This window comes from Massilia frigida (genome assembly GCF_011682175.1).
Classification (GTDB): domain Bacteria; phylum Pseudomonadota; class Gammaproteobacteria; order Burkholderiales; family Burkholderiaceae_D; genus Telluria_A; species Telluria_A frigida.
The window spans coordinates 87859-109311 of sequence record NZ_WHJG01000015.1; the positions used below are offsets into that span (position 1 = coordinate 87859).

General features: G+C 64.2%; 17 protein-coding genes. 10 read left to right on the forward strand and 7 right to left on the reverse strand.

From position 1 onward, the window contains the following. Nucleotides 1–82: 82 nt before the first annotated feature. Nucleotides 83–985, reverse strand: a complete 903-nt coding sequence (locus tag F2P44_RS16355) for a helix-turn-helix domain-containing protein (RefSeq protein ID WP_167088113.1) — start codon at nt 983–985, stop codon at nt 83–85. 407 nt (nt 986–1392) lie between these two features. On the opposite strand from F2P44_RS16355, the gene F2P44_RS16360 reads away from it, so the two are divergent. After that, a complete protein-coding gene (locus F2P44_RS16360) occupies nt 1393–3561 on the forward strand; it encodes a phosphocholine-specific phospholipase C (RefSeq protein ID WP_167088114.1) in 2169 nt (722 codons plus the stop codon). 98 nt (nt 3562–3659) lie between these two features. Here the strand turns inward: F2P44_RS16360 and F2P44_RS36130 are convergent, their stop codons facing one another. After that, nucleotides 3660–3791 (reverse strand): hypothetical protein, encoded by a 132-nt coding sequence (locus F2P44_RS36130; protein ID WP_267877609.1) that lies wholly within the window; start codon nt 3789–3791, stop codon nt 3660–3662. 195 nt (nt 3792–3986) lie between these two features. On the opposite strand from F2P44_RS36130, the gene F2P44_RS16365 reads away from it, so the two are divergent. Then, the gene (locus tag F2P44_RS16365; protein ID WP_167088115.1) at nt 3987–5678 is read left to right on the forward strand and encodes a N,N-dimethylformamidase beta subunit family domain-containing protein; all 1692 of its coding nucleotides are present in this window, start codon (nt 3987–3989) and stop codon (nt 5676–5678) included. Nucleotides 5679–5856: 178 nt separating this feature from the next. Here the strand turns inward: F2P44_RS16365 and F2P44_RS16370 are convergent, their stop codons facing one another. The 5 genes from F2P44_RS16370 to F2P44_RS16390 all read right to left on the reverse strand — a co-directional run bounded on the left by F2P44_RS16370 (nt 5857) and on the right by F2P44_RS16390 (nt 12290). Beyond that, the gene (locus tag F2P44_RS16370) at nt 5857–6198 is read right to left on the reverse strand and encodes a YciI family protein (protein WP_167088116.1); all 342 of its coding nucleotides are present in this window, start codon (nt 6196–6198) and stop codon (nt 5857–5859) included. Nucleotides 6199–6302: 104 nt separating this feature from the next. Continuing rightward, nucleotides 6303–6572, reverse strand: coding sequence for a PEP-CTERM sorting domain-containing protein (locus F2P44_RS36580; protein WP_167088117.1), 270 nt, complete (start codon nt 6570–6572; stop codon nt 6303–6305). Beyond that, nucleotides 6553–8754 (reverse strand): OsmC domain/YcaO domain-containing protein, encoded by a 2202-nt coding sequence (locus tag F2P44_RS16380; protein ID WP_167088118.1) that lies wholly within the window; start codon nt 8752–8754, stop codon nt 6553–6555. Before F2P44_RS16380 ends, F2P44_RS36580 begins: the two co-directional genes overlap by 20 nt. A gap of 322 nt (nt 8755–9076) precedes the next feature. Beyond that, nucleotides 9077–11383, reverse strand: coding sequence for an eCIS core domain-containing protein (locus F2P44_RS34905; protein ID WP_187363339.1), 2307 nt, complete (start codon nt 11381–11383; stop codon nt 9077–9079). A gap of 631 nt (nt 11384–12014) precedes the next feature. Next, nucleotides 12015–12290 carry a hypothetical protein gene (locus tag F2P44_RS16390; RefSeq protein ID WP_167088119.1) on the reverse strand — a complete coding sequence of 92 codons (276 nt, stop codon included), beginning with the start codon at nt 12288–12290 and terminating at the stop codon, nt 12015–12017. A 90-nt stretch (nt 12291–12380) separates the two neighbouring features. On the opposite strand from F2P44_RS16390, the gene F2P44_RS16395 reads away from it, so the two are divergent. The 8 genes from F2P44_RS16395 (at nt 12381) to F2P44_RS16430 (ending at nt 21453) form a co-directional block, all read left to right on the forward strand. Beyond that, on the forward strand, nt 12381–13070 hold the full coding sequence (locus tag F2P44_RS16395; RefSeq protein ID WP_167088120.1) for an AfsR/SARP family transcriptional regulator: 690 nt from the start codon (nt 12381–12383) through the stop codon (nt 13068–13070). A 356-nt stretch (nt 13071–13426) separates the two neighbouring features. After that, the gene (locus tag F2P44_RS36585) at nt 13427–13495 is read left to right on the forward strand and encodes a hypothetical protein (protein ID WP_370662704.1); all 69 of its coding nucleotides are present in this window, start codon (nt 13427–13429) and stop codon (nt 13493–13495) included. A gap of 400 nt (nt 13496–13895) precedes the next feature. Further along, the gene (locus F2P44_RS16405; RefSeq protein WP_167088121.1) at nt 13896–14822 is read left to right on the forward strand and encodes an eCIS core domain-containing protein; all 927 of its coding nucleotides are present in this window, start codon (nt 13896–13898) and stop codon (nt 14820–14822) included. A 307-nt stretch (nt 14823–15129) separates the two neighbouring features. Beyond that, nucleotides 15130–17172, forward strand: a complete 2043-nt coding sequence (locus F2P44_RS16410; RefSeq protein ID WP_167088122.1) for an eCIS core domain-containing protein — start codon at nt 15130–15132, stop codon at nt 17170–17172. A gap of 231 nt (nt 17173–17403) precedes the next feature. Further along, nucleotides 17404–19323, forward strand: a complete 1920-nt coding sequence (locus F2P44_RS16415) for a phage tail sheath family protein (protein WP_167088123.1) — start codon at nt 17404–17406, stop codon at nt 19321–19323. A gap of 11 nt (nt 19324–19334) precedes the next feature. Further along, nucleotides 19335–19853 carry a phage tail protein gene (locus tag F2P44_RS16420; protein WP_167088124.1) on the forward strand — a complete coding sequence of 173 codons (519 nt, stop codon included), beginning with the start codon at nt 19335–19337 and terminating at the stop codon, nt 19851–19853. Between the two features lie 5 nt (nt 19854–19858). Next, a complete protein-coding gene (locus F2P44_RS16425) occupies nt 19859–20602 on the forward strand; it encodes a hypothetical protein (protein WP_167088125.1) in 744 nt (247 codons plus the stop codon). Beyond that, on the forward strand, nt 20599–21453 hold the full coding sequence (locus F2P44_RS16430) for a hypothetical protein (protein ID WP_167088126.1): 855 nt from the start codon (nt 20599–20601) through the stop codon (nt 21451–21453). Before F2P44_RS16425 ends, F2P44_RS16430 begins: the two co-directional genes overlap by 4 nt.

The window sequence follows — 21453 nt, forward strand, 5'->3', positions numbered from 1 at the left end:
ACGTCGCGCCTTCAATCCTGCTCATATTGCATAAAACTGCTGCTGTAACGCGCAGCGTGGCCAAGCAACATTATGTAAAGGTTTATGTTGCAGTCCGGTGTTGTTGGCGGAAGATCGTGGGCGACATTCCGTACTGCGAGGAAAATGCACGAGAGAAATGGCTGGCATTGGTAAAGCCGCATTCCTGCGCGATATCCAGAACCCGCGCCTGCTCCGACAGTAGCGCCGCGCAAGCCCGTTCCAGGCGCAGCTTCATCATGTATTGGTGTGGCGGCAGTCCAACCGCGCGCCGAAACTCGCGTGAAAAGTGCGCCTCGCTCATGCCGCACAGTGCGGCAAGTTCGGCATTCGATACCGACTCAGCCGAACTTTGCGCAATGTGCCGCAGCACGCTGCGCAGCCTGCTGCCGCCGAGGCCGCTCCTCTCGGGCACGCTGTTTGGCTGGGTATAGTGCTCAAGCAAATAACACACAAGGACAGTGATCAAGCCGTCGCACGCCTCTTGCGCAAGCTGTCCCGCCATCGCCGCGGTATTGAGCATTTTATGCACGAGGTCGAGCACGATCCGGTCCTGCACAAACACGTTGGCCACCAACTGATTGCTGGCGGCGTCATCGCGCAGGCCGCCGAGATGATCGACCAGGTCGACCGGAATGAAGATATTGACGATGTCGCAAGCGCTCATCTGGGTCCACTGGCCAGATTCACCAGGCGGCGAAATCCGAAAACGGTTCGCAGCGATCATGCCGCCCCAGACCGGCTTGTTACCGGCCCAGATCCGTGCCTCCATGGGAGAAAGCATGAGGGAAAGCCGATAACTCCCAGGATGCGGACTCATGGAACGGACCACGTGTTCGGCATGGCCGCTAGACCAGCGTCCCAACGCGGCTTTCGAACGTGGCAATGGACCAATGCAGAGGTCCAATGGCGAGGCCACCCCGCTCTGCAGGAACCAGCGCCGCAAATCCTCGGTGCTCTTGATCATCGGCGTGTCGCTTTCGGTGTGAGGGGCCAATTCCAGTAATTGTCATTTTATCATCTATTTTAAAGCATCTTTGGCATATTTCCTTATGCAATCTGCATAAATCGGCATGGTCGTTGACCTTGGGCGACGCTTCCCTGCGCCCTACTCCGTCATCAGCGAGCCCAGCGCCAGCGTGAATTCGTGGGCGCCACTCTTGACCCACTGCTCACGACTGGTGCGCAATCAGGTGCCTGGCTGGTCGTCGCATGCGTTGTCAAGCGGGTGGACAGGCGCGTCGGCCGGACGGTTCAGTTCCATGATGCTAAACTTGTACAGGCGATCAAACCGACCTGGTGCCTGCTAAAAGAACGCGTCGTAAACAAGTCGAGTATTTCCGAGCCTCACCGTTAGCCGAGAGGATAAGAACGATGAACCAGGAAGGAAGACGGAAATTCTTGAGGTTTGCAGGGGCCTCGGCCGGCGCCAGCTTGGCCAGTACGGCTTTTCCCGGGCTGATACGCGACGCCTTGGCCATACCAGCCAACAAGGTCAAGGGAACGATTGCCGACGTCGAGCATGTGGTGATCTTCATGCAGGAAAATCGCGCCTTCGACCACTATTTCGGCACCCTGCCGGGGGTGCGCGGATTTGACGATCCGCGTGCCATTACGCTACCGAGCGGCAAACCAGTGTGGTACCAGCCCGATGCGAGCGGCGGCTACGTGTTGCCATTCCACTTAGACACCCGGAACACCAGTGCACTATCGCTCGGAACCGAGCACGACTGGAAGGGCTCGCAAGTGGCCTGGCAAGGCTGGGATGCCTGGGTCAAACAAAAAACCGCCCAGTCGATGGGCTATTTCGACCGCGGCGACCTGCCCTTCTATTACGCGCTGGCCGACGCCTTCACCATCTGCGACGCCTACCATTGCTCGGTTTTTGGCGCAACAGATCCGAATCGCCTGTATTCGCTGACCGGCAGTAACCAGGGCTGGATGGACTCCATGGGCAGTCTCTACAACATCGATAAGGCCGGTTTTTACCACAACGACCCCGCGCTGGACAATGTCTCGGCCAGCGCAACCAGCGGCGCGCCCAACTGGCGCACCTATGCCGAGGTGCTGGAGTCGAACAATGTCAGCTGGAAGGTGTACCAGGAATGGGATAACTACGGCGACAACTACCTTGCCTATTTCCGCAATTTCCGCGTGAATGCCGACGGCAGCCGCTTGTCCCCGACGTCGGCCTTGTACCAAAAGGGGCGCATGATCGCGCCCGGCTCGACCCAGGCCAACCGCGTCGGCACCAAGGGCGACTGGCTGCTCAACAGCTTCGCCGACGACGTGCTCCACAATCGCCTGCCGCAGGTGGCGTGGATTGTCGCGCCGAGCGCGTTTACCGAACATTCGCCGAACTCGCCCAATGCTGGCGAGAACTTGACCGCGCGCTTGCTGGCGGCGCTGGTGGCCAATCCCGCACTCTGGTCAAAGACGGTGTTCCTGCTGATGTACGATGAGAACGACGGCTTTTTCGACCACGTCCCATCCGACCTGGCGCCGCTCCAGCCGGCCATGGGCAAGACCACGCTGGCCGACGTCGGCGCTTTCGAGACCTACAATGCGGTGCCGGTCGGGCTCGGCCCGCGGGTGCCAATGCTGGTGATTTCTCCGTGGAGCAAGGGCGGACGGGTGTGCTCCCAACTGTTCGACCACACCTCGAAGATCCGATTCCTGGAAGAGTGGCTGGTGGCCGGGCTGGGCAAGGAGCGCGCCGCCGTCAGCTGCGAGCTGATCTCGCCGTGGCGCCGCGCGGTGTGCGGCGACCTGAGCTCGGCCTTCGAGTTCGCATCCCCGGACAGCCATTGGCCCTCCTCGCTGCCCAAGTCCACCTCCTATAAATTGGTGACTGGCAAGCCAACGCCAATGCCACCCGACGTGCAAGTGCTGCCCAGGCAGGAGCCGTATCCGGCGGCGAGCGGCGCCCGCCATGCTTGCGCCTTGCCTTACGCGGTGGAGGTACAGGCGCGCGTGAGCGGCAACAAGCAGCTGGTGCTCGCGTTTGCCAACACCGGTAGCGCGGGCGTGGCGTTCATCGTGTATTCGCGCGAACGCGCCGGCGGGCCTTGGTATTACACGGTCGAAGCGGGCAAGCGGATCGATCAGGACGCCTGGAGCTGGCCAACGGGCCGCTATGAACTGAGCGTGAACGGCCCGAACGGCTTCCTGCGCGGCTTCCGGGGCAGCTTGGCGGCAGTCACCGTCAACTCCGCCAAACCCGAAGTACAGGCGGCCTGCGATACGGTCAACGGCAACGTCAAACTGACCTTGTCGAACCTGGACGGCGCGCGCGCCTGCCTGTTCACGCTGACCGACAATGCCTACGGCGCCGCGGCGCGCAGCTTCACAGTGGCGGCCGGCCAGGCGACGACGGTCGATTGCGTGCTCGGCGCCAGTTATGGATGGTATGACCTGAGCGTGGCCAGCGACGCCGATGCGCAATGGCTGCGCCGGCTCGCTGGCCACGTCGAGACCGCCAAACCCAGCCGGACCGATCCAATCATCGGTGCCGTCAGGCCCACGTCGCTGAGCGGAGCGTAAAGCGCCCATCGCCGCCCATGCCGCAGTCGACACGTTGATCGCCTATCATGACGAGATGGCATGCAAACGGCCGTCACACGGCCGTAAACTCGACACACTCACAGGGTTCCGGCCTTGGCACGCCGCAACAAGATCCCCTGGGCGCGCATCCGTGTCCTCGGATGCGCGTGAAAAATACCCATCTCACGCAGCGTGCGACGTTCTTCCCCGGACAGTTCCAGATGTTTCATCGATCCACTCCTGATGCATTGCCAATTCGACGTTGAAGGCAAAAATTGAGCGACTGCTTAGGGGGCTGTCGGACTTTTCACCGAAAAGCTATCAGCATATTGCTTGTCTGTTCCGAAAACTGATGGATATCAATTGCCCTTCTTGCGTCGGCGATAACGTTGATCCACAACGCCAATCCGACCAGATGAAGACCCATGCCCTACCTCTTGAAGCACCATGCCTCGGCCAGCGTCTCGGTGCCGGTCGCTGCCTTTCCGAATGCACTGCAAGGGAGCTTCAGCTTCTTCGCCTACGGCTACCTGCCGATGCAAGACCTGTGCCTTGTTTTTTCCGCGCCCGACGGGACCGAAGTGCGACGGGTCTCGCCGCGCAGGATGCCGCCGCGCGACAAGAAGCCCGCCTCGCGCCTGCGCTCGTATGCGGGCGTGCTATTGCTTGAGTATGTGGTGCGGCGGCTGCTGCGGCAAAACTTGGTCTATTACGTCGACCTGGAGCCGGAACAGCTGCGCTATCCCACGCTGTCGGTGCGCGTCACGAACATGGGAAAATCGGCCATCGTCGTCGGCAGGCTGCGCCTGAGCACCACTGAGCTGGCACGCGACCGCCTGATACCCAACGATCATGCGATCGAAGGCTACGCCGAATGGGTCAGCGTTGCAGCGGGTGCCTTCCTGCCGCTGTACGTGCACGCGCCCTCGAAGCGCTTTTCGCTTCAGGTGATCCGCTTTGGGGCGCATGAAGAAGTGCTATTCCATCAGCCCTGTATCGAGGGCGCCGCGCAAGACTACCGCGCCGATGCTTACGAGAATGGGGCGCGCTGGCATGTCAGCTACATCCTGCTCATCCAGCCCCACTGGCGAAGCGGCCTGTATGCGGCCCGCCTGGCCGACCAGGAAGGCAGTTTCGACATCACCTTCGTCGTGCGCAACGGCGGCCGCTCGGCGCCGGGCACGTTGGCGGTGCTGGCCTCGACCAACACGTGGCAAGCCTACAATCCATGGGGCGGCGCTTCGCTCTACCGCAGCACGCTCGACGATGGCCTGGAGCGCCAGTTCGCCTTTATCGTGCATAGTCAGCGCCCCAATCCGGCGGCGTCGCCGCTGGGCACGGTGGGGCACCTCGCCAATGCCGAGCGGCACGTGCTCGCCTGGCTCGACAGGAACAAAGTCGCGTTCGACCTGTTCGCCGACATCGACCTGCATGAGCTGCCCGGCCTGCTGCAACAGTACCAGACCCTGCTGATCAATACCCACAGCGAATACTGGAGCGCCAATATGTACCGCGCGCTCGAAGCGTTCCAGGCCATGGGCGGGAACCTGATCTATCTTTCGGCCAACGGCCTGTACTGGAAGACGGCCATCAGCAAGAACCGCATGGAAGTGCGCTTCGACCATAGCTGCCATACGCTGATCAACGATACAGGCGGGCGCTGGCGTGATTTCGGGCGGCCCGAGTGGCGCACGCTCGGCATTACCTTCACCCGGGCAGGCTACCGAGCGTATTTCCGGCCCTACCGGGTGATCGCGGCGCGCCACTGGATCTTCGACGATACCGACGTCGCGGTGGACGACCTGGTCGGCTGTGAAGGGCTCAATTGCGGCGGCGCGTCCGGCTGGGAGCTCGACAAGCTCGATCCCGCGGGAAGCCCGCCGGGCCTGGTGCATCTGGCCAAGGGCACCAATCCCTGGCGTGCCGGCGCCGACATGGTTTACTTCCCCCATGCCGGCGGCGGCGCCGTGTTCTCGGTCGGTTCGATCACTTTCGGCGGCAGCCTAGCGGTCGATCCCGTGCTCTCGCGCATGCTGCTGAACGTGATCGCACGATTTTCCCAAGCCCCCGTCCGTCAATGTCAGGAAGCGGCTGTAGGTGACCGAAGCCTGGTCTAAAACGCTGTTGAAAAAACCTCGAAATGAAGCATTCTTGCAACCCAATTTGAGCCCATGAACTTGGTGGTCAACGTGGCGCCATTACGCCGGGAACAGGTGGCGCCTTCATGCCGGAAATTGACACCTCGCACCGGTCGGTGTCTCAGCAAGCTGGTCAGTGACCCACGACTGGAAATGGTCAGCTTTCAGGGTCATAGTGGAACTCGCGCAGCTCTTGTGCACAGCGGCAGGCCGTGGCGAGCCTGGCCGCCCATTGAACGGCAACGTCCCTTGACGGGAGCTCAAGCACACAAAAACCCCCATCGAACTCGCGCGTCTGGCGGTAGGTCTCGCTGGTGCTGCTGCCGTCCGGCGCAACCAGCAGCGACCCGATCCCGGCGTTGATGCCGCCACCAAATACATAGACCCCGGCAGCCTTGGCCTCGCGGATCACTGCATGCGACGCCTCGCTGACGGCTGCCATGTCCGCGGCAGGAACCTCCATCGCACTCGCAGGGAAGGAAATGAGAAATTTTGTCATGTCCAGTTACTCTCCTTTACCCGGTCGTCAGGCCCATGGGTACTGACGGTGTGAGCAGCGTTTGCGCCTTCATCAAGGTCGCCGAACGTCACAGCCATTCACGGTCATGCGTGCCTGACGCGGCGGCGGCCCCGTGCGGCGGCCAAATCGGCCAGGCCCAGGCCCAGCAGCGCCAGCGAACCGGGCTCCGGAATGGCGGCGACGGCGGGACCATGGCAAATTCGCTGGACCCTATGTATAGATCCCCGACATCCTTGACGAGATCGCGCACAAGGCCGATCCGTGAAACCAGCTTCACATCGGCGCCTGTGCACTTCAATATCTAAGCAGCTACGAATATGGAAGCAAGAATCTTCACGATTTAGCCGCAGCATTGGCCCGTGCGGCGTGCACTTTCCTGTAGCTGTCAATCAAACGTTCGTGCTTATCGAGCCCTTCCAGTTTCATGCTCGTCGGCGTCAAACCGAAGAAACGCACACTGCCGTCCACCGACCCCATGACGGCATCCATGCGAGGGTTGCCAAACATGCGGCGGAAGTTGACCTCGTAATCGGCCAGTTCCAGGTCGTCATCGAGCTGCACCTCAAGCACGGCGTTCAAGGCTTGGTAAAACAATCCTCGCTCGACCGTGTTGTCGTTGTACTGCAGGAAGGCTTCCACCAGCTCCTGCGTCTCCTCGAATTGCTGTAAGGCGAGATGGATCAGCAGCTTCAACTCCAGCGTTGTCAGCTGCCCCCAGACCGTATTCTCGTCAAATTCGATGCCGATCAAGGTGGCGATGTCGGCGTATTCGTCCAGCTCGCTGTTCTCCAAACGCTCGAGGAGTGCTTCGAGGCTGGCATCGTCCAGGCGATGCAAGTTCAAAATATCGGCGCGGAACAACAGCGCCTTGTTCGTGTTATCCCAGATCAAATCCTCCACCGGATACACTTCCGAATAACCCGGTACCAAAATGCGGCAGGCGGCGGCGCCTAAATTATCGTACGCCGCCATGTACACCTCTTTTCCCATGCCTTCGAGAATGCCGAACAAGGTCGCGGCCTCCTCGGCATTAGCGTTCTCACCCTGGCTGCAAAAATCCCATTCGACAAAATCATGATCGGCTTTGGCGCTGAAAAAGCGCCACGACACGATACCGCTGGAATCGATGAAGTGTTCAACAAAATTATTCGGCTCAGTGACGGCGTTACTGACGAAGGTAGGCCGAGGCAAATCGTTCAACCCTTCAAAACTGCGCCCCTGCAGCAACTCCGTAAGACTGCGTTCCAGCGCCACCTCGAAGCTTGGATGCGCTCCGAACGAGGCAAACACACCGCCCGTCCGTGGATTCATCAAGGTAACGCACATCACCGGGTAAGCCCCGCCCAGCGACGCATCCTTCACCAGCACCGGAAAGCCCTGCTCTTCCAATGCCTCAATGCCGGCCAGAATGCCAGGGTATTTCGCCAGCACGTCCTGCGGCACGTCCGGCAATGCGATCTCGCCTTCCAGGATTTCGCGTTTGACCGCCCGTTCGAAAATCTCCGACAGGCATTGCACCTGCCCTTCGGCCAGCGTATTCCCGGCGCTCATGCCATTGCTGACGTAGAGGTTTTCGATCAGGTTGGACGGAAAATACACCACCGCGCCGTCCGACTTGCGCACGTACGGCAGCGAACAGATACCGCGCTGCACATTGCCGGAATTGGTGTCGATCAGATGCGAGCCGCGTAACTCGCCATCGGGATTGTAAATTTCCAGACAGTACTCGTCCAGAATTCCAGCCGGCAGCGCATCTTTGCGGCCTGGCTTGAACCAGCGCTCGTCGGGGTAATGGACGAAGGCCGCGTTGGCGATGTCCTCGCCCCAGAACGTACCGCCATAGAAATGATTGAAATTGAGCCGCTCGATAAACTCGCCCAAGGCCGACGCCAACGCACTTTCCTTGGTCGAGCCCTTGCCATTGGTAAAACACATCGGCGAGTGCGCGTCGCGGATATGCAGCGACCACACATTGGGAACGATATTGCGCCATGAAGCGATTTCAATCTTCATGCCCAAACCCGCCAGCACGCCGGACATATTGGCGATGGTTTCTTCCAACGGCAGATCCTTGCCCGCAATATACGTGCTGGCCCCGGACACCGGTTTCAACGTCAGCAATGCCTGCGCATCGGCGTCCAGATTCTCCACCTCGTTGATCACGAACTCGGGCCCGGCCTGCACCACTTTTTTCACTGTACAACGCTCGATGGAGCGAAGAATGCCTTGCCGGTCTTTATCGGAGATATCCGCCGGCAACTCGACGTCAATCTTGAAAATCTGCTGGTAGCGGTTTTCCGGATCTACAATATTGTTTTGCGATAGGCGGATATTTTCGGTAGGAATATTGCGAGTTACGCAATACAACTTCACGAAGTAAGCTGCGCACAAAGCCGATGAGGCCAGGAAGTAATCGAAGGGACCAGGCGCGGAGCCATCGCCCTTGTAGCGCACAGGCTGGTCGGCGACCACTGTGAAATCATCGAACTTGGCTTCAAGACGAAGCTTATCGAGAAAGTTGACCTTAATTTCCATGGGGAATTCTAATGAGTGTGCAAAATGACGGAGTCGACATTATCGTCGCTTTTGCCCTCCCAGCATAGCTGTGGGCGGGAGTAATCAAGGCAGTCGCGCGAACACCCGGGCAAGCCCCTTGCGTCGACGAACACGTCTGTACGACGCCAAGCTCATTGCCGTCTCGGAGTACGGCATTCACGCCCTGCCGGCGCGCTCCCGCTTTGCCACCGGAACGATCGAGTTCGTGGCCCGACATAAGCGCACACATCCTTTTGGAAGGCCGCGTCAGGCAGTTGCCAAGGCCGGTGCTGAGAGCGCTGTGCTCCGCTCCAGACACCGTTCAGCGCAAAAACTTGCTGCGGTCTGCGTTGTCGGCTGCATCACGCAAGCGCTTCATTTCCTGCACCCCCAGCCACTCGGCGCTGCCCTTGGACGTGTATGCCGCGATCGCCTGGTCGAGGGCTGCGACATACACGCCCACATCCTTTCGGAAGCGCGCGACCTTTTCTGACGGAAAATGTTCTGACGCCAGGCGCGCGGCGTTGTCAAGTAGCGTATCGCGCACACGGCCAAAATACGTGCTTCGCAGTTCCGCCGACTCGAACGTGATACCTGCAAAGGATGGTGTCGCAGGCTGCGAAAGGAAAGGCCCAAGGTCTGCCGCCTGAGCGCCGTGCGTTGCGAAGCCCGGCATCGGCAGCAGCGGCACAGACGCCTGTACCTGCATCGCCGTCTGTGCCGCCTTCACCGGCGACACTGTGCGCTCCCGGGCCTGCGCGCGCAGCGCCTGGTCGAGCCGCGCCTGGCGCGCCTTCGCGTTGGCAGCATCCCGCTCGGCCGCCGCATGGTCGTTCTCCGCGGCCGCCTGCCGCTCCAGCGCGGCGAGCAGGCGGCCGAGCTTGTCGCGCTCGACGACCAGCTCCTGCGGGGCTTGCCGGGAATTTGCTCCTCCTTTCGCTTCGATTTCCGTGATCAGCGCGCGCACCCGCCCCGCAAGCTCGGCGGTGGTCAGCGGGACCGGGGTCGTGGCGCGGCGCACGTCGCTTTCGAGGAGCATGATATCCTCGTCGTCCAAGCCAAATTCCACCAGCTTCGCGTGTGACGGCAATTGGTTGTTGTGTTCCCGGATGTAGCGGCTTAGTTCGGCCGAGCGCGCGGCGACGCGCGCCGCTTCCCAGCCCATTTGCATCGCTGCGGTCCAGCCCTGGATGGTCCACGCAAGCACCGTCCCGCCGCCGCCCGTAAACTCATCCGTAAAGTGCAGCCCCTGCGCCGCGATGTCGACCAGCGCAACGCCGACGGTGCCCACACCCATGACGATGTCGCCGTGCCCGATGTCCTTGACGCCCGTGATGACGTCGGGCACGGAGAAGGCGGCGCCGAGCACCGGGATCGCGGCATTGGCAAGGCGTCTGCCCGTCGCCCTCATCGCCATCGCCGAGAACGCCTCCGCTGCCGCCTTCCACGCCTGCTTGCCTTCGACGCGCACCAGTTGCGTCGCCACGCCCTCCCCCAAGCCGTCGAGCATCGCCTTCGCGGCACTGGCCTCCTCCCGCGCCGCGAGCGCCTTTGCCGCAGCTGCCTCCAGGCCAGGGGCGACGTTCGCAGTGGGCGTGACGCCCGCTGGCGCAGGGCCCTGGTTCGGCGCCAGAGGAAGCCGCACGCGCGTGTGCTCGCCGCGCGTCATGAGCGACGCCATGTGGTCCGGCGGCGGCGTGCGCGGTTCGAACGGTACTTCGGACTGCAGCAGCGCATCCTTGTAGGCGGTCTTGGCGGCGACCGGCAGGTCGGGATTGACCTTGCTCATGCGCATGGGCGTGACCGTCCTCAGGCTGCCGGCGGCGGTGAAATCCTTCCATTCTTTCAGCAGCGGTGAGCAGGTGCCGGGGCATGGATCCTGGTCGATCATCAGCACGGTGTAGTTGACCTGCGCGCCGGAGGCGATCATCGAGCGGATCTCCGCCTCGACCAGCTGTTCGGCATGGGCGGCGCCGCGCGCATTCATCCTCTCGATGGTGGCGATGCGCTTGCCCGCGCGGTCAAACACCGCCGCGACCGCGCCGACGCGCGTGCGAAAACCACTGGCGCTCATCGCCTCTTCGGCGGTCCGCTGAGCGTTCAAACGGGTGAACAGTTCCCGCGCAAGTTCTTCGTTGTAGGGCGAGACATAAGGCGTGTCCTGACGCGCGATCGAGGGCGTGCCACCCGCCCCCTGCTGAATGACGTGCGCCAATTCGTGCGCGAGCAGCCGTTTGCCATCGTCTGTCGCCGGCGCATATTCGCCCCCGCCGAACACGATATCACTGCCGAAGGTGTAGGCGCGCGCCTGTACGCCGCGCGCAGCGCGCGCGGCCTCGCTGCCGGCGTGTATCCGAACCTGGCCGAAATCGTGCCCGAAGCGTGGCTCGAAAAAGGAGCGCACCTCCTGCGGCAGCGGTGCGCCGCCTCTGGAAGCGGCGTCCACGGCACCGCCGGTATCGAGCCCGGCAGTTGACTGTGCGGACCGAGCTTGCCTTGTCTGGATCGTCTTTCCTTGCTCCTGGCCGGCGGCTGCCGGTGCCGCACCATCCATCACCTTGTGCGCGAGCTCGTCTGCCTCGCGCTCGGAGGCATCTCCCGGGGAACTGACCGTTGACTTTCGTTGCATCGGCCGCGCTGTGAAGGAAGAAACAGCGGACGTGCAGCGCGGGCAAGCACCGCCGCAGGCGCACGCTGGCGTAGGTCGAACGGCGCCAGCCAGTGCGTGCGATCGCCCTGTTCGAGCTCGCGGCTGATGCCGTAAACCGTACGCGCCGGCCTGATGTCGGCTGCCGGGCGGAATCTTGACGGACTGGACGGCTCTCACGGGCGGCTCCTTTCAAGGTTGACATCTCAGCGGTGGCTGGCCTGTTTTTTTGCCCGCCCGAAATGTGGTACCGATGGCTCCGGACGGCAGCGCGCTGCCTGCCGCTGTGAGCAACCGTGCCATCGTTTCCATCTCCATCCCAATCCGTCCAGCGGGAATTGGCAATTTTAGTTCACAACTTTCGGAATGACCGGATTTGCTTCAAATGTCGATGGACACATCGGCCAATGACCAAAAACGCAACACTATCCAATCAAAGAGTGGCGATGCTCGTCCAGTGTTGGTCGGCGCCTGCTGGTACGGTGCCGCCGGATAGTGGGCCGCAGGCAGGGAGCCGCCCCTGTCTTGCTGTCATTGCCGCCTGCTCGGGATAGCCATTCAATCCAGATGGCGATTTTTGCAGCGTTGCTCGTGCAATAACTTAGCACCGGTGTTACGATCTGTACATGGGTAATTGCTGCGCTGCGCCTGCTACAGACGATCGCAATAAGTCGGTATGCATGGCGGCTTCACCACAATGCAATCGACTGCGAAAGGAAGGTGCATGGTTGCTTTGACGGTCCGTCTGTTTGGCCGCTTCGGCATTTTTTGTGGAGATCAGGCGAAACCTACCTTGAACAATCGGGCAGCGCGCGAACTGCTCTGCTATCTGGTTCTGCATCGCAACCATCCGCAGCGGCGCGAGACGCTCGCCGACTTGCTCTGGCAAGACTCCTCCCCTGAGCAGGCGCGAAAGTACCTGCGTCAGGCCTTATGGCGAATTCAATCCGCATTGCGTCCCGTCGCCGATGGCGGTGGCATGCAAGCCCTTGAGGTCGACCCGGAATGGATCCAGTTGAACAGCTGCGACCAGTTGCAGGTGGACGTGGCCCAGTTCGAGGAGGCGATGCGCTGCTGTCACGGCATACCTGGTGCTCAACTCGACGATATCGCCCGGCGTCGCCTGGAGGATGCGGTGGGCTTATACCGCGGCGACCTGCTGGAAGGCTGGTACCAGGACTGGTGCCTGGCCGAACGCGAGCGCTTCCAGAACGAATTGCTCGACGCACTCGAAAAGCTGGTTTGCTGGTGCGAGTCGCGCCACGACAGCGAGCGTGGACTGGCTTATGCCAAACGCATGCTTGCGCTCGATCCCGCTCGCGAGCAGGTGTACCGCCACATGATGCAACTGCACGTGCTGGCAGGCAATCGAACCCAGGCGCTGCGGGAGTTCCAGCGCTGCGAACGCGTGCTCATGCAGGAGCTGGGAGTGGAACCGTCGCAGCAGACCCGCGCACTGCACGAGTCGATCCGGGACGGCAGCGTTGCCAGCCCCTGGCGCGATTCGGGCGTGAGCGGGACGCCCGGCAGCGCATCTGGATTTGCGCTCGAGCCGCTGCCGGCGCTGGACGAACTGCTCAAGCGTGCGCAGCACCTGTTCGCCGGGATCGAGACCCGCTTCCGGCAAGATATCGCGGCCGCCGCCGGCCGTCCTATCGAACCCGACTGAAGGAGACGGCGACAGGTCGATCTCGCAGCGGCCGCGCTTGGCACACGCGCAGCCATGCCGATCCAGCGCAAGGCGCGCATCAGCGCGCCGGGCGACCGCTTCGAGCGCGAAGCCGACGACGTCGCCGACCGGGTGACGCGCATGGCGCAGCCGAGCGCACTCGACAGCACCAGCCGCGCGCGGACCGTCGCCGGGCACGCGCAAGCGCTTGATCTCGTCCAGTGCGCCGCCGCTGAAAACAGCGACACAGCGCCCGACACCGGGCTGGCCATGCGGGTGGCTTCGCAGGGAGGCTCGCCGCTTCCCGTCGGCCTGCGCGCCTACTTGGCAGCCGCTTCGGCCGCAACGTCGATGACGTGCGCATCCACACAGGCTCCCAGGCCGACGCGGCAGCGGCCAGCGTCCAGCTCACGGTGATGGGTTGAGTCCATGCACGCAGGCAACGCTCTTGGACACCCCGTCTCGACCATCAGTCCCGCCTCCTGCCTCCACGCGATGCCGATGCAGGCCCGCCCTGCCCCAAGCCGCGCACGACAGCGCGGCAGACGCGGCCGAGACGTTGATGCGACGCACCCCGGATAGATTGGCAACATGATCCGCGTATCCGCTTCAGTTTTTGACATCGCAAGACCGTTTGGAGCAGTGCCCGATATGCAAGCGACATCGTTCGAACCGCGCCAACGCAGCGCCAGGACGGCCCGTCCAGTGCCGTCGCCGGCCACCGGCCGCACGCCCGGCGGGCCGGTCGCCCTGCGCGCCGGCGGCGCCTGCGCGTGCGGTGGCGGATGCCCGCGCTGCACTGCAGCCATTGCTCCGGGCGCAGCCATGCCGATCCAGCGCAAGCCGGACATCAGCGTTCCGGGCGATGCCGCAGAACGCGAAGCGGACCAGGTAGCCGACCACATCATGACCAGCGGCCCCGCCAGCGCGGCATCCGGGCCAGGGGCCATCGGCACCGGTCCTGTCGCGCTTGAACGCAAGTGCGCAGCCTGTGACGACGATTACGACAACACCACGCTGGCCAGGCAAGCGGCTTTTGACGGTCCGGAAAACGACATCGATACCGGCGCGGCTGTGCGGACGGCCGCCAGCGGCGGCGCACCGCTATCGTCGGCGTTGCGCGCCTATTTCGAACCGCGCTTCGGGCACGACTTCAGCGCTGTGCGGGTGCACGCGGACCGCGAGGCGGCCGCCGCCGCGCGCTCGGTGCAGGCGCGGGCCTACACTTACCGCAGCCATGTCGTGTTTGCTGCCGGCGAATATGCGCCCGCCACGGAGCAAGGCAAGCGACTGCTCGCGCATGAATTGACCCATGTGGTTCAGCAGGGCGCGGCGCGCAGCGCGACAGGCACGCGCATCGACCGCCAAGCAGCGCCGCCGGCAAACGTGTGCGGCATGCGCGAGCCCTTGTACGGCTGGGACAATATTCGGAACATCTCCCGGGAACGGCTGCGCGCCGCCGGGTTCGTGTTTTGCGGCCCTGACTATTGGCACGACCCGGCGCGATGGGAGAAATGGGTGCACCCGACGAGAGGCATACTGCACTTTCAGGTGGCATGGCGGGACGACCCTGCGCCAGCGCCTGCGCCCGAACCCGACCCGCCCGATGACCGGCAGCAACGTTGCGCGGATCCCTGCCTTGAACAATCGGATGACGAAGATTCATGTAAAGCGTGTTGCGAAGAGACCATTCCCGAAGACGATACGCGGTGCCGGGCCACGTGCGATGTCGCCTGTTCATTGATGCTTTGAATGCGGACACCATGACCATCTGACGCTACCCCAGCCACTCAACATGCAACGTGCCCACGCGACAACGGCCTCCACGGTCACACGCCCCTCCGCCCACGAGCAGCGGCCGGGCTTACGCCCTGCGCTGTCCACGGCACCACCCGCAGCCATTGGACGTGTTTCAAACTGTGCCTGTGGCGGAGCTTGCCCGCGTTGCGCTTCCGCCGCATCGGCCAGCGCGGCCGCGTCAACGAGCGTGCCAAGCGTTCGCCCGGCGGGAAGCACGGCTACAGGCGAGGAGGAAGCCCCGCCCATCGTCCACGAGGTCTTGCGCGCGCCCGGCCAGGCGCTCGATCCCGCCGCGCGCACGGTCATGGAACGCCACTTCGCCTACGACTTCAGCCAGGTCCGGATTCATGCCGACGCGAGGGCGGCGCAATCCGCACGGGCCGTCGATGCCGCAGCGTACACCGTGGGACGTCATCTGGTATTTAATGCCGGGGCGTACGCACCGCACTCACGCCCAGGCCAGGAGCTGATTGCGCACGAACTCACCCATGTCATTGAGCAGGCGAACGGCCCCGTGTCGGGCCGGCCAGGCGCGGCCGGCCTGACCGTGAGCCAAGCGGGCGATGCGCATGAGCGCCAGGCCGACGGCGTCGCCTCCAGGCTCTTCAACGATCCAGCGTCAGGCCAGCCCGCGGCGCGGCGCAGTACCGGCCTGACGCCGCTCGGACCGGCTGTGAATCGCACGATTCAACGCCAGCACCGGTCGGGCGCATCGACACGACCCGTATCACGCGGCCCCGCTGTCGTCGAGGACGGGCAGCATCTCGCGGCCGGGCAGATGCCGCGCTCGGCGTTTCTGGCGGCCTTGCGTGCCGCCTTGCTCGACGCAAGCGACGCCGAATTGCGGCGCTTCGGCCGGACGGCGAGGAACTGCCCTTTTATCCTGCGCACCATCGAGCGCTATGCGACGCGCCCCCTGTCTTCCATGATGCGTCTGATCCAGGCGTTTGCGCGGCCGCCCGCGGGGGCCGACGCGCACGGGCTCATCGCCGCGGTGAGCGAGCGCGCTCGCATTGTGGCTCGCCGGATCGGGCAACGACAAGGCCCCCTGGCGCAAGCCATGACCGAGAGCCGGGATGCAACGCTGCCTTCGCATGAGCCGTCGGTCATCCGCGCGCAGCTCGGGAGCGGGCGTACGCTGGACCGCTCCACGCGCGCGAACATGGAAGGCTCGTTCGGGACCAGCTTCGGGTCCGTCCGCGTACACGACGACTCGCCCGCTGCCCGCTTCAACAGCGTGCTCGGAGCGCGCGCCTTCACCGTTGGCCAGGATATTGCGTTTGCCGCAGGCCAGTACCGTCCGGGCACCACAACGGGCGACCTGTTGATTGCGCATGAACTGGCCCACACCGTCCAGCAGGGCTCAGGCAGGCCCCAACAGTCAATGGGGGCCGCCGCTCAGGAAGAACTGGAACGGCAGGCCGACCGCGCCGCTCAATCCGCAGTCCTGGGGCATGACGCAGACGCACCGGCGCCCCGCCTTGACAAAAGCGCAATGCAAGTCCAGCGTGCGCCAGCCCTCGTGGCAGCCGGCCTGCTCATCGCGGAGGCAACGCCCGAGGCCATCATTCTCGCCGAAGTTGTCGCCGTGAGCACGACCGAGGTGGTTGTGGCGGACGGCGCGCTGGTTGTGGCGGCAGAACTGGCAGCCCCGGCAATCCTTGAGGTTGCGGCGCCCGTGGCAATTGAGACCCTGGCTCCGGTGGCAGTCGAAGCCCTGGCGCCAGCGGCAGTTGAGGCCAGCTCGTCCGTTCTCGCGGCCGCGACCGCAACCGTTGGCATCGGAGTCGCCGCCACAACGCTACCGACCGATAGTCCGACCCGGGAGCGACGGCGCCGCAGCTGCCGTTCCGACCCGTGTCCGGAGCCTTTGCCGGTCCTGTGGCCGAGCGAATTGCCGCTCCCCCCCGATTTCGCACTGATCCGGACGCCATCGGACGTTCGCGAGGCCGAAGGATTGGGCGACCGCGGTCCCGCCCAGGCGCGCTTTTCAGCGGAGATCGCGTACGCGAGGACAAGGCACGTCCCGCCGCCAGATCCGTGCGATCCGATGGTCTTGCACGACGAATCGAGGTGGAATGCGCCCTATGATGCGCACCACATACATCCCCTGTACCTGGGTGGATTTGACGTGCGGGCCAATCTCTGCGCACTCGAAACGCATCTTCACCAGTTGGGGCACCCCCGGCTCGACAATCAGTCCAGCTTCCTCGACGTGTACATGGAATGCGGCATTTGTTCAGCCTCGTTAAAACATCATCCGGCCTACCAGACGTACTACATTGCTGGAACGAGAAGGTGAGCTGGCGCGCAGGGTCAGTCGCTTGCTGCGGACCGCATGAAGCGCACACCTCCAGGCGATTCCGACGCAGGCCCGCCCCAACCCGCGCACGACACCACGGCAGACGGCGGCGAGACGTTGATGCGACGCGCCCCAGTTAAATTGACAACATGATCCGCGTGTCCGGAACCGGCGTGAATGAACGTCCTGGGGGCGCCGGAAAAAGGTGAATCCTCTCGAACAGGAGACTGTATGGTCCAGGTGAGCTATCCAGGTGTCTACATCGTCGAAAAGAGCAGCGGCGTACGCACCATCACTGGCGTGGCGACGTCGGTTGCGGCATTCGTCGGGTTCACGCGCAAAGGCCCGGTCGACAAAGCGGTGGCGATCACCAGCTTCGCCGACTTCGAACGCAGCCACGGCGGCCTCGATCGTGACAGTCCGGTGTCGTATGCGGTGCGCCAGTTTTTCCTCAATGGCGGCACCCAGGCCCTGATCGTGCGGGTAGCCAGCGGTCACGGTACGGCGGGATGGGTACTCCTCGATGGCACGACGCCTGTGCCTTTGCCAGTGCTCGATGTCTCCGCGGCCAGCCCCGGAGCCTGGGGCAATGCGCTGCGCGTTTCCGTCGAACTGACCGAGGTGCGCAACCCGGCCAGCGATTTCAATCTCGTCATTTCACAAGTGCCCGCACTGGGTGGCGATCCGGTGGTGATCGAAACCCACCGCAATCTCAGCCTCGACACGAAGTCAGCACAGTACGTCGAGTCGGTCGTCAACCACGCATCGGCAGCGGTGCGTGTGACTCGCCACTCGCCCCTGACGTTCACGCAAGCCGGCTTTGCGGTCAGCGGCCCCCTCGCTGGTGCGCCGCTGAACGTACCGGCCAATACGATCATCAGCGGCATCGTCAATGGCACGACGCCGTTCGTGCTGAACGTGCTCGCGCCGCCCCTTCCCGCCACGGCCTGGCCCTCGATTGCGGCCTTCGTCACCGCTGTCACGAACGCGATCGGCGCCGGCGGCTACGGCGCGGCCCTGGCGGCCAGCGAATCGGACGTCAACGGGGCCGCAGGCGCTGGCCACCTGAAGCTCACGTCAGCACTGCCGGTGGATGAATCATCAAGCGTCGTCATCAGCGGCGGGCCATTCGGCAGCCTCGCCGCCAACATCAAGATGGGCCTTGCCAATGGCGGTATCGAACGCAGCGGTGCTGCACAGCATCGCCCAGTAGCGCTCGACAAGGCCGTGCCCTCGACCAAAGGAGCGGACGGCGCGCCCGGCGGCGAAGCTCTCCTGATCGGCAACGAACTTGCCAAGACCGGCATCCATGCGCTGCTTGACGTCGACATGTTCAATCTGCTGGTGATTCCCGAGACGTTCGACATGACGGCGCCCCCGGCAGGCAGCGCGTTGATCGCCGCAGCGACCGACCTGTGCGAAAAACGGCGCGCTTTCTATATCGTCGATGCGCCGTCCAACAGGAAGCTCAGCGACATCGTCACCTGGGCCGGCGTCTCGCACTCGCGCAACGCGGCAAGCTATTTCCCACCAGTGCGCATCATCGATCCGCTTGACGGCATGCGCCCAAGGGCGATGGCGCCATCGGGCACCCTGGCCGGGGTGTATGCGCGCACCGACGCCACGCGCGGGGTCTGGAAGGCGCCGGCCGGCACCGACGCCGTGCTCAACGGCGTGCTCGAACTGGCGCTCCCGCTCAGCGATCTCGAGAACGCGCAAATCAATCCCAAGGGGATCAACGCCTTGCGCAGCTTCCCCGCGTACGGCCGGGTTGCCTGGGGCGCGCGCACCATGAAGGGCGACGACAGCCAGGCCGACGAATACAAGTATGTCCCGATCCGCCGCCTCGCGCTGTTTCTCGAGGAAAGCCTGTACCGCGGCACGCAGTGGGTCGTGTTCGAGCCGAACGATGAGCCCTTGTGGGCCCAGATCAGGCTGAACCTCGGCGTTTTCATGAACGGCTTGTTCCGCCAGGGTGCGTTCCAGGGCAAGACGCCGCAGGAGGCTTACTTCGTCAAGTGCGACAAGGAGACCACCACCCAGGCTGACCGCAACCTTGGCATCGTCAACGTCCTGGTCGGCTTTGCGCCGCTCAAACCTGCCGAATTCGTCGTCCTCACCATTCAGCAGATCGCCGGCGATCTGCAATAAGGAGTCCGGTCATGCCCAGCTTTGCCGTCAACGCGCACCGCTTCGATCCGTACAAGAACTTCAAATTCCGCATCAAATGGGACGGCCGCTACGTGGCGGGAATCAGCAAGGTCGGCTCGCTCAAGCGCACCACCGAAGTGGTCGAACACCGTGAGGGCGGCGATCCTTCCACCGGACGCAAGTCGCCGGGCCGCACCAAGTACGAGGCGATTACCCTCGAGCGCGGCGTCACGCACGACCTCGAGTTCGAAGCCTGGGCCAACAAGGTGTGGCACGTGAACGCGGGGCTGGGCGCCGAGGTCAGCCTGAAGGACTTCCGCAAGGACCTGATCCTCGAAATCTACAACGAGACGGGCCAGGTCGTCCTCGCCTACAAGATCTTTCGCTGCTGGGTTTCGGAGTACCAGGCCATGCCCGACCTCGACGCCAACGCCAACGCCATCGCCATCCAGCACATCAAGCTCGAGAACGAGGGCTGGGAACGCGACCCCGAGGTCACCGAACCGACCGAACCGGTGCTGGCCGGGTGACGGCCGTGGAGCGCGTCCCGCTCGACAACCCGATCCGGCGTTTCGGCCAGGCCGTGGACCTCGACCTCGACTTCGACCAGTCCGACCGCCCCAGCCTCGTGACGGCGCTGCTCGCGCAATGCAGCCTGCATGGCGACGCCGGCTACTGGTGGTCGCAGCCAGTGGGCGCACGCAGCGCGGCCCTGCTGCGCCTGCTGATCGAGACGGAAGGCACACGCCAGCTCGACCTGTCCGCGCGCTGCAGCCATCCACCCTGTGCCGCGGCCTTCGAATTCGAACTGTCGCTGCAGGCGCTTGCCGCTTGCGGCGGCGATGGCGGGCCGCTCCATATCGTGTTTGACGATGCGCGTTGCGTCTCGCTGCGCCGCCCTACCGGCGCCGACTTGCGTGACTGGCGCGGCAAACCGGCCGCCACGCGCGACGAGGCACTCGGCATGATGCTGGCCACCTTGCTGCTCGACGGCGAGGTGCGCTTGCAGGACGAGGCCAGGCTGTCGGCGGCGATCGCCGAGCTCGACCCGCTGATCGACTTTACCGTCGACTGCGCTTGCCCGGTCTGCGCCACGCCGAACCAGGTGGCGCTCGACCTTGAAGCGCTGGCGCTGTCCCGCCTCGCCGCGCGCCAGCGTTTGTTGCTGCGCGAGGTGCATGAGCTGGCCTCGCACTACGGCTGGACCGAGCAGGAAGCCTTGGCTGTACCGGCGCCAAGGCGCGCACAATACCTCGCCCTTTGCGAGGCGGCACGATGAGCGGCTACTTCGGCGCCTTGATGCGCGCGAGCGCGATCACGTTTGGAGGGCCAGCTCCCGCGCACGCGGCGCCGGTCCCCACCGTGGAAGCGCTAGCCGTCGACGGCGCCATCGCGCCGGCGGTCGTGGCCACACCCGCGCCCGCTGCCGAACCGGCAGGCTACGGCGCGGGCGCCGCGCCCGTTCCGGCAAGGGATCGGGCCGAGCCGGTGCGCCAGCCGCACGCCGCCGCGGCGACGGACGCGCGCGCGGGCCAGGCAAGCGCAGTGCCGGACGTTGCGCGCCAGTCCAGTGCCGCTGCCGACAGCGTCGCGCCGGTCGCTGTGGCGCCCCATGCAGCGCCCGTGCTTGCGACGCCGACCCTGCTGCCAGACCTGGCGCCGGATCCGCGCGTACCGCAGCCGGGGCCGGATCGGGCTGCCCCGGCCGTCGCCACGGAGCCGCAAGGCCAGGATCTCATGCGCAAGGTGTTGCAGTGGGTGGCGGCCGGCCCGCAGCAGGCGCCAACGCAGGGCGAGCCACTGCCTCACGTTCATCACGCTCAGGCATCGGAAACCCCGGCGCCCGCGAGGGCGAGCGTCGCACAGACGCCGCAGCCGGACAGTCCCGCGCCGGTGCACCTGGCAATCGCGCCCGCCCGGCCAGACGCGCCGTTGCCAGATGCGGCGCAATCGAACGCAGTGGCGCCAGATGCAGCCGGCGAACAGGTGCTGGTATCGATCGGCGCCATCCACCTGCGGGTGTCGCCCCCGGCCGCCCAGGTCATCGAACGCGCGCCGCCGCCACCGGCCGCACCGGCCGCCCCCGTTGCGCGCAGCGCCCTGTCGCGGCGCGCGCTGCGCGGACTCTGA

Coding starts and splice junctions, on each gene's coding strand:
- F2P44_RS16355 (WP_167088113.1), bottom strand. CDS start 985: ATGATCAAGAGCACCGAGGATTTGCGGCGCTGGTTCCTGCAGAGCGGG.
- F2P44_RS16360 (WP_167088114.1), top strand. CDS start 1,393: ATGAACCAGGAAGGAAGACGGAAATTCTTGAGGTTTGCAGGGGCCTCG.
- F2P44_RS36130 (WP_267877609.1), bottom strand. CDS start 3,791: ATGAAACATCTGGAACTGTCCGGGGAAGAACGTCGCACGCTGCGTGAG.
- F2P44_RS16365 (WP_167088115.1), top strand. CDS start 3,987: ATGCCCTACCTCTTGAAGCACCATGCCTCGGCCAGCGTCTCGGTGCCG.
- F2P44_RS16370 (WP_167088116.1), bottom strand. CDS start 6,198: ATGACAAAATTTCTCATTTCCTTCCCTGCGAGTGCGATGGAGGTTCCT.
- F2P44_RS36580 (WP_167088117.1), bottom strand. CDS start 6,572: ATGCTGCGGCTAAATCGTGAAGATTCTTGCTTCCATATTCGTAGCTGC.
- F2P44_RS16380 (WP_167088118.1), bottom strand. CDS start 8,754: ATGGAAATTAAGGTCAACTTTCTCGATAAGCTTCGTCTTGAAGCCAAG.
- F2P44_RS34905 (WP_187363339.1), bottom strand. CDS start 11,383: ATGCAACGAAAGTCAACGGTCAGTTCCCCGGGAGATGCCTCCGAGCGC.
- F2P44_RS16395 (WP_167088120.1), top strand. CDS start 12,381: ATGCAAGCCCTTGAGGTCGACCCGGAATGGATCCAGTTGAACAGCTGC.
- F2P44_RS16405 (WP_167088121.1), top strand. CDS start 13,896: ATGCCGATCCAGCGCAAGCCGGACATCAGCGTTCCGGGCGATGCCGCA.
- F2P44_RS16415 (WP_167088123.1), top strand. CDS start 17,404: ATGGTCCAGGTGAGCTATCCAGGTGTCTACATCGTCGAAAAGAGCAGC.
- F2P44_RS16420 (WP_167088124.1), top strand. CDS start 19,335: ATGCCCAGCTTTGCCGTCAACGCGCACCGCTTCGATCCGTACAAGAAC.
- F2P44_RS16430 (WP_167088126.1), top strand. CDS start 20,599: ATGAGCGGCTACTTCGGCGCCTTGATGCGCGCGAGCGCGATCACGTTT.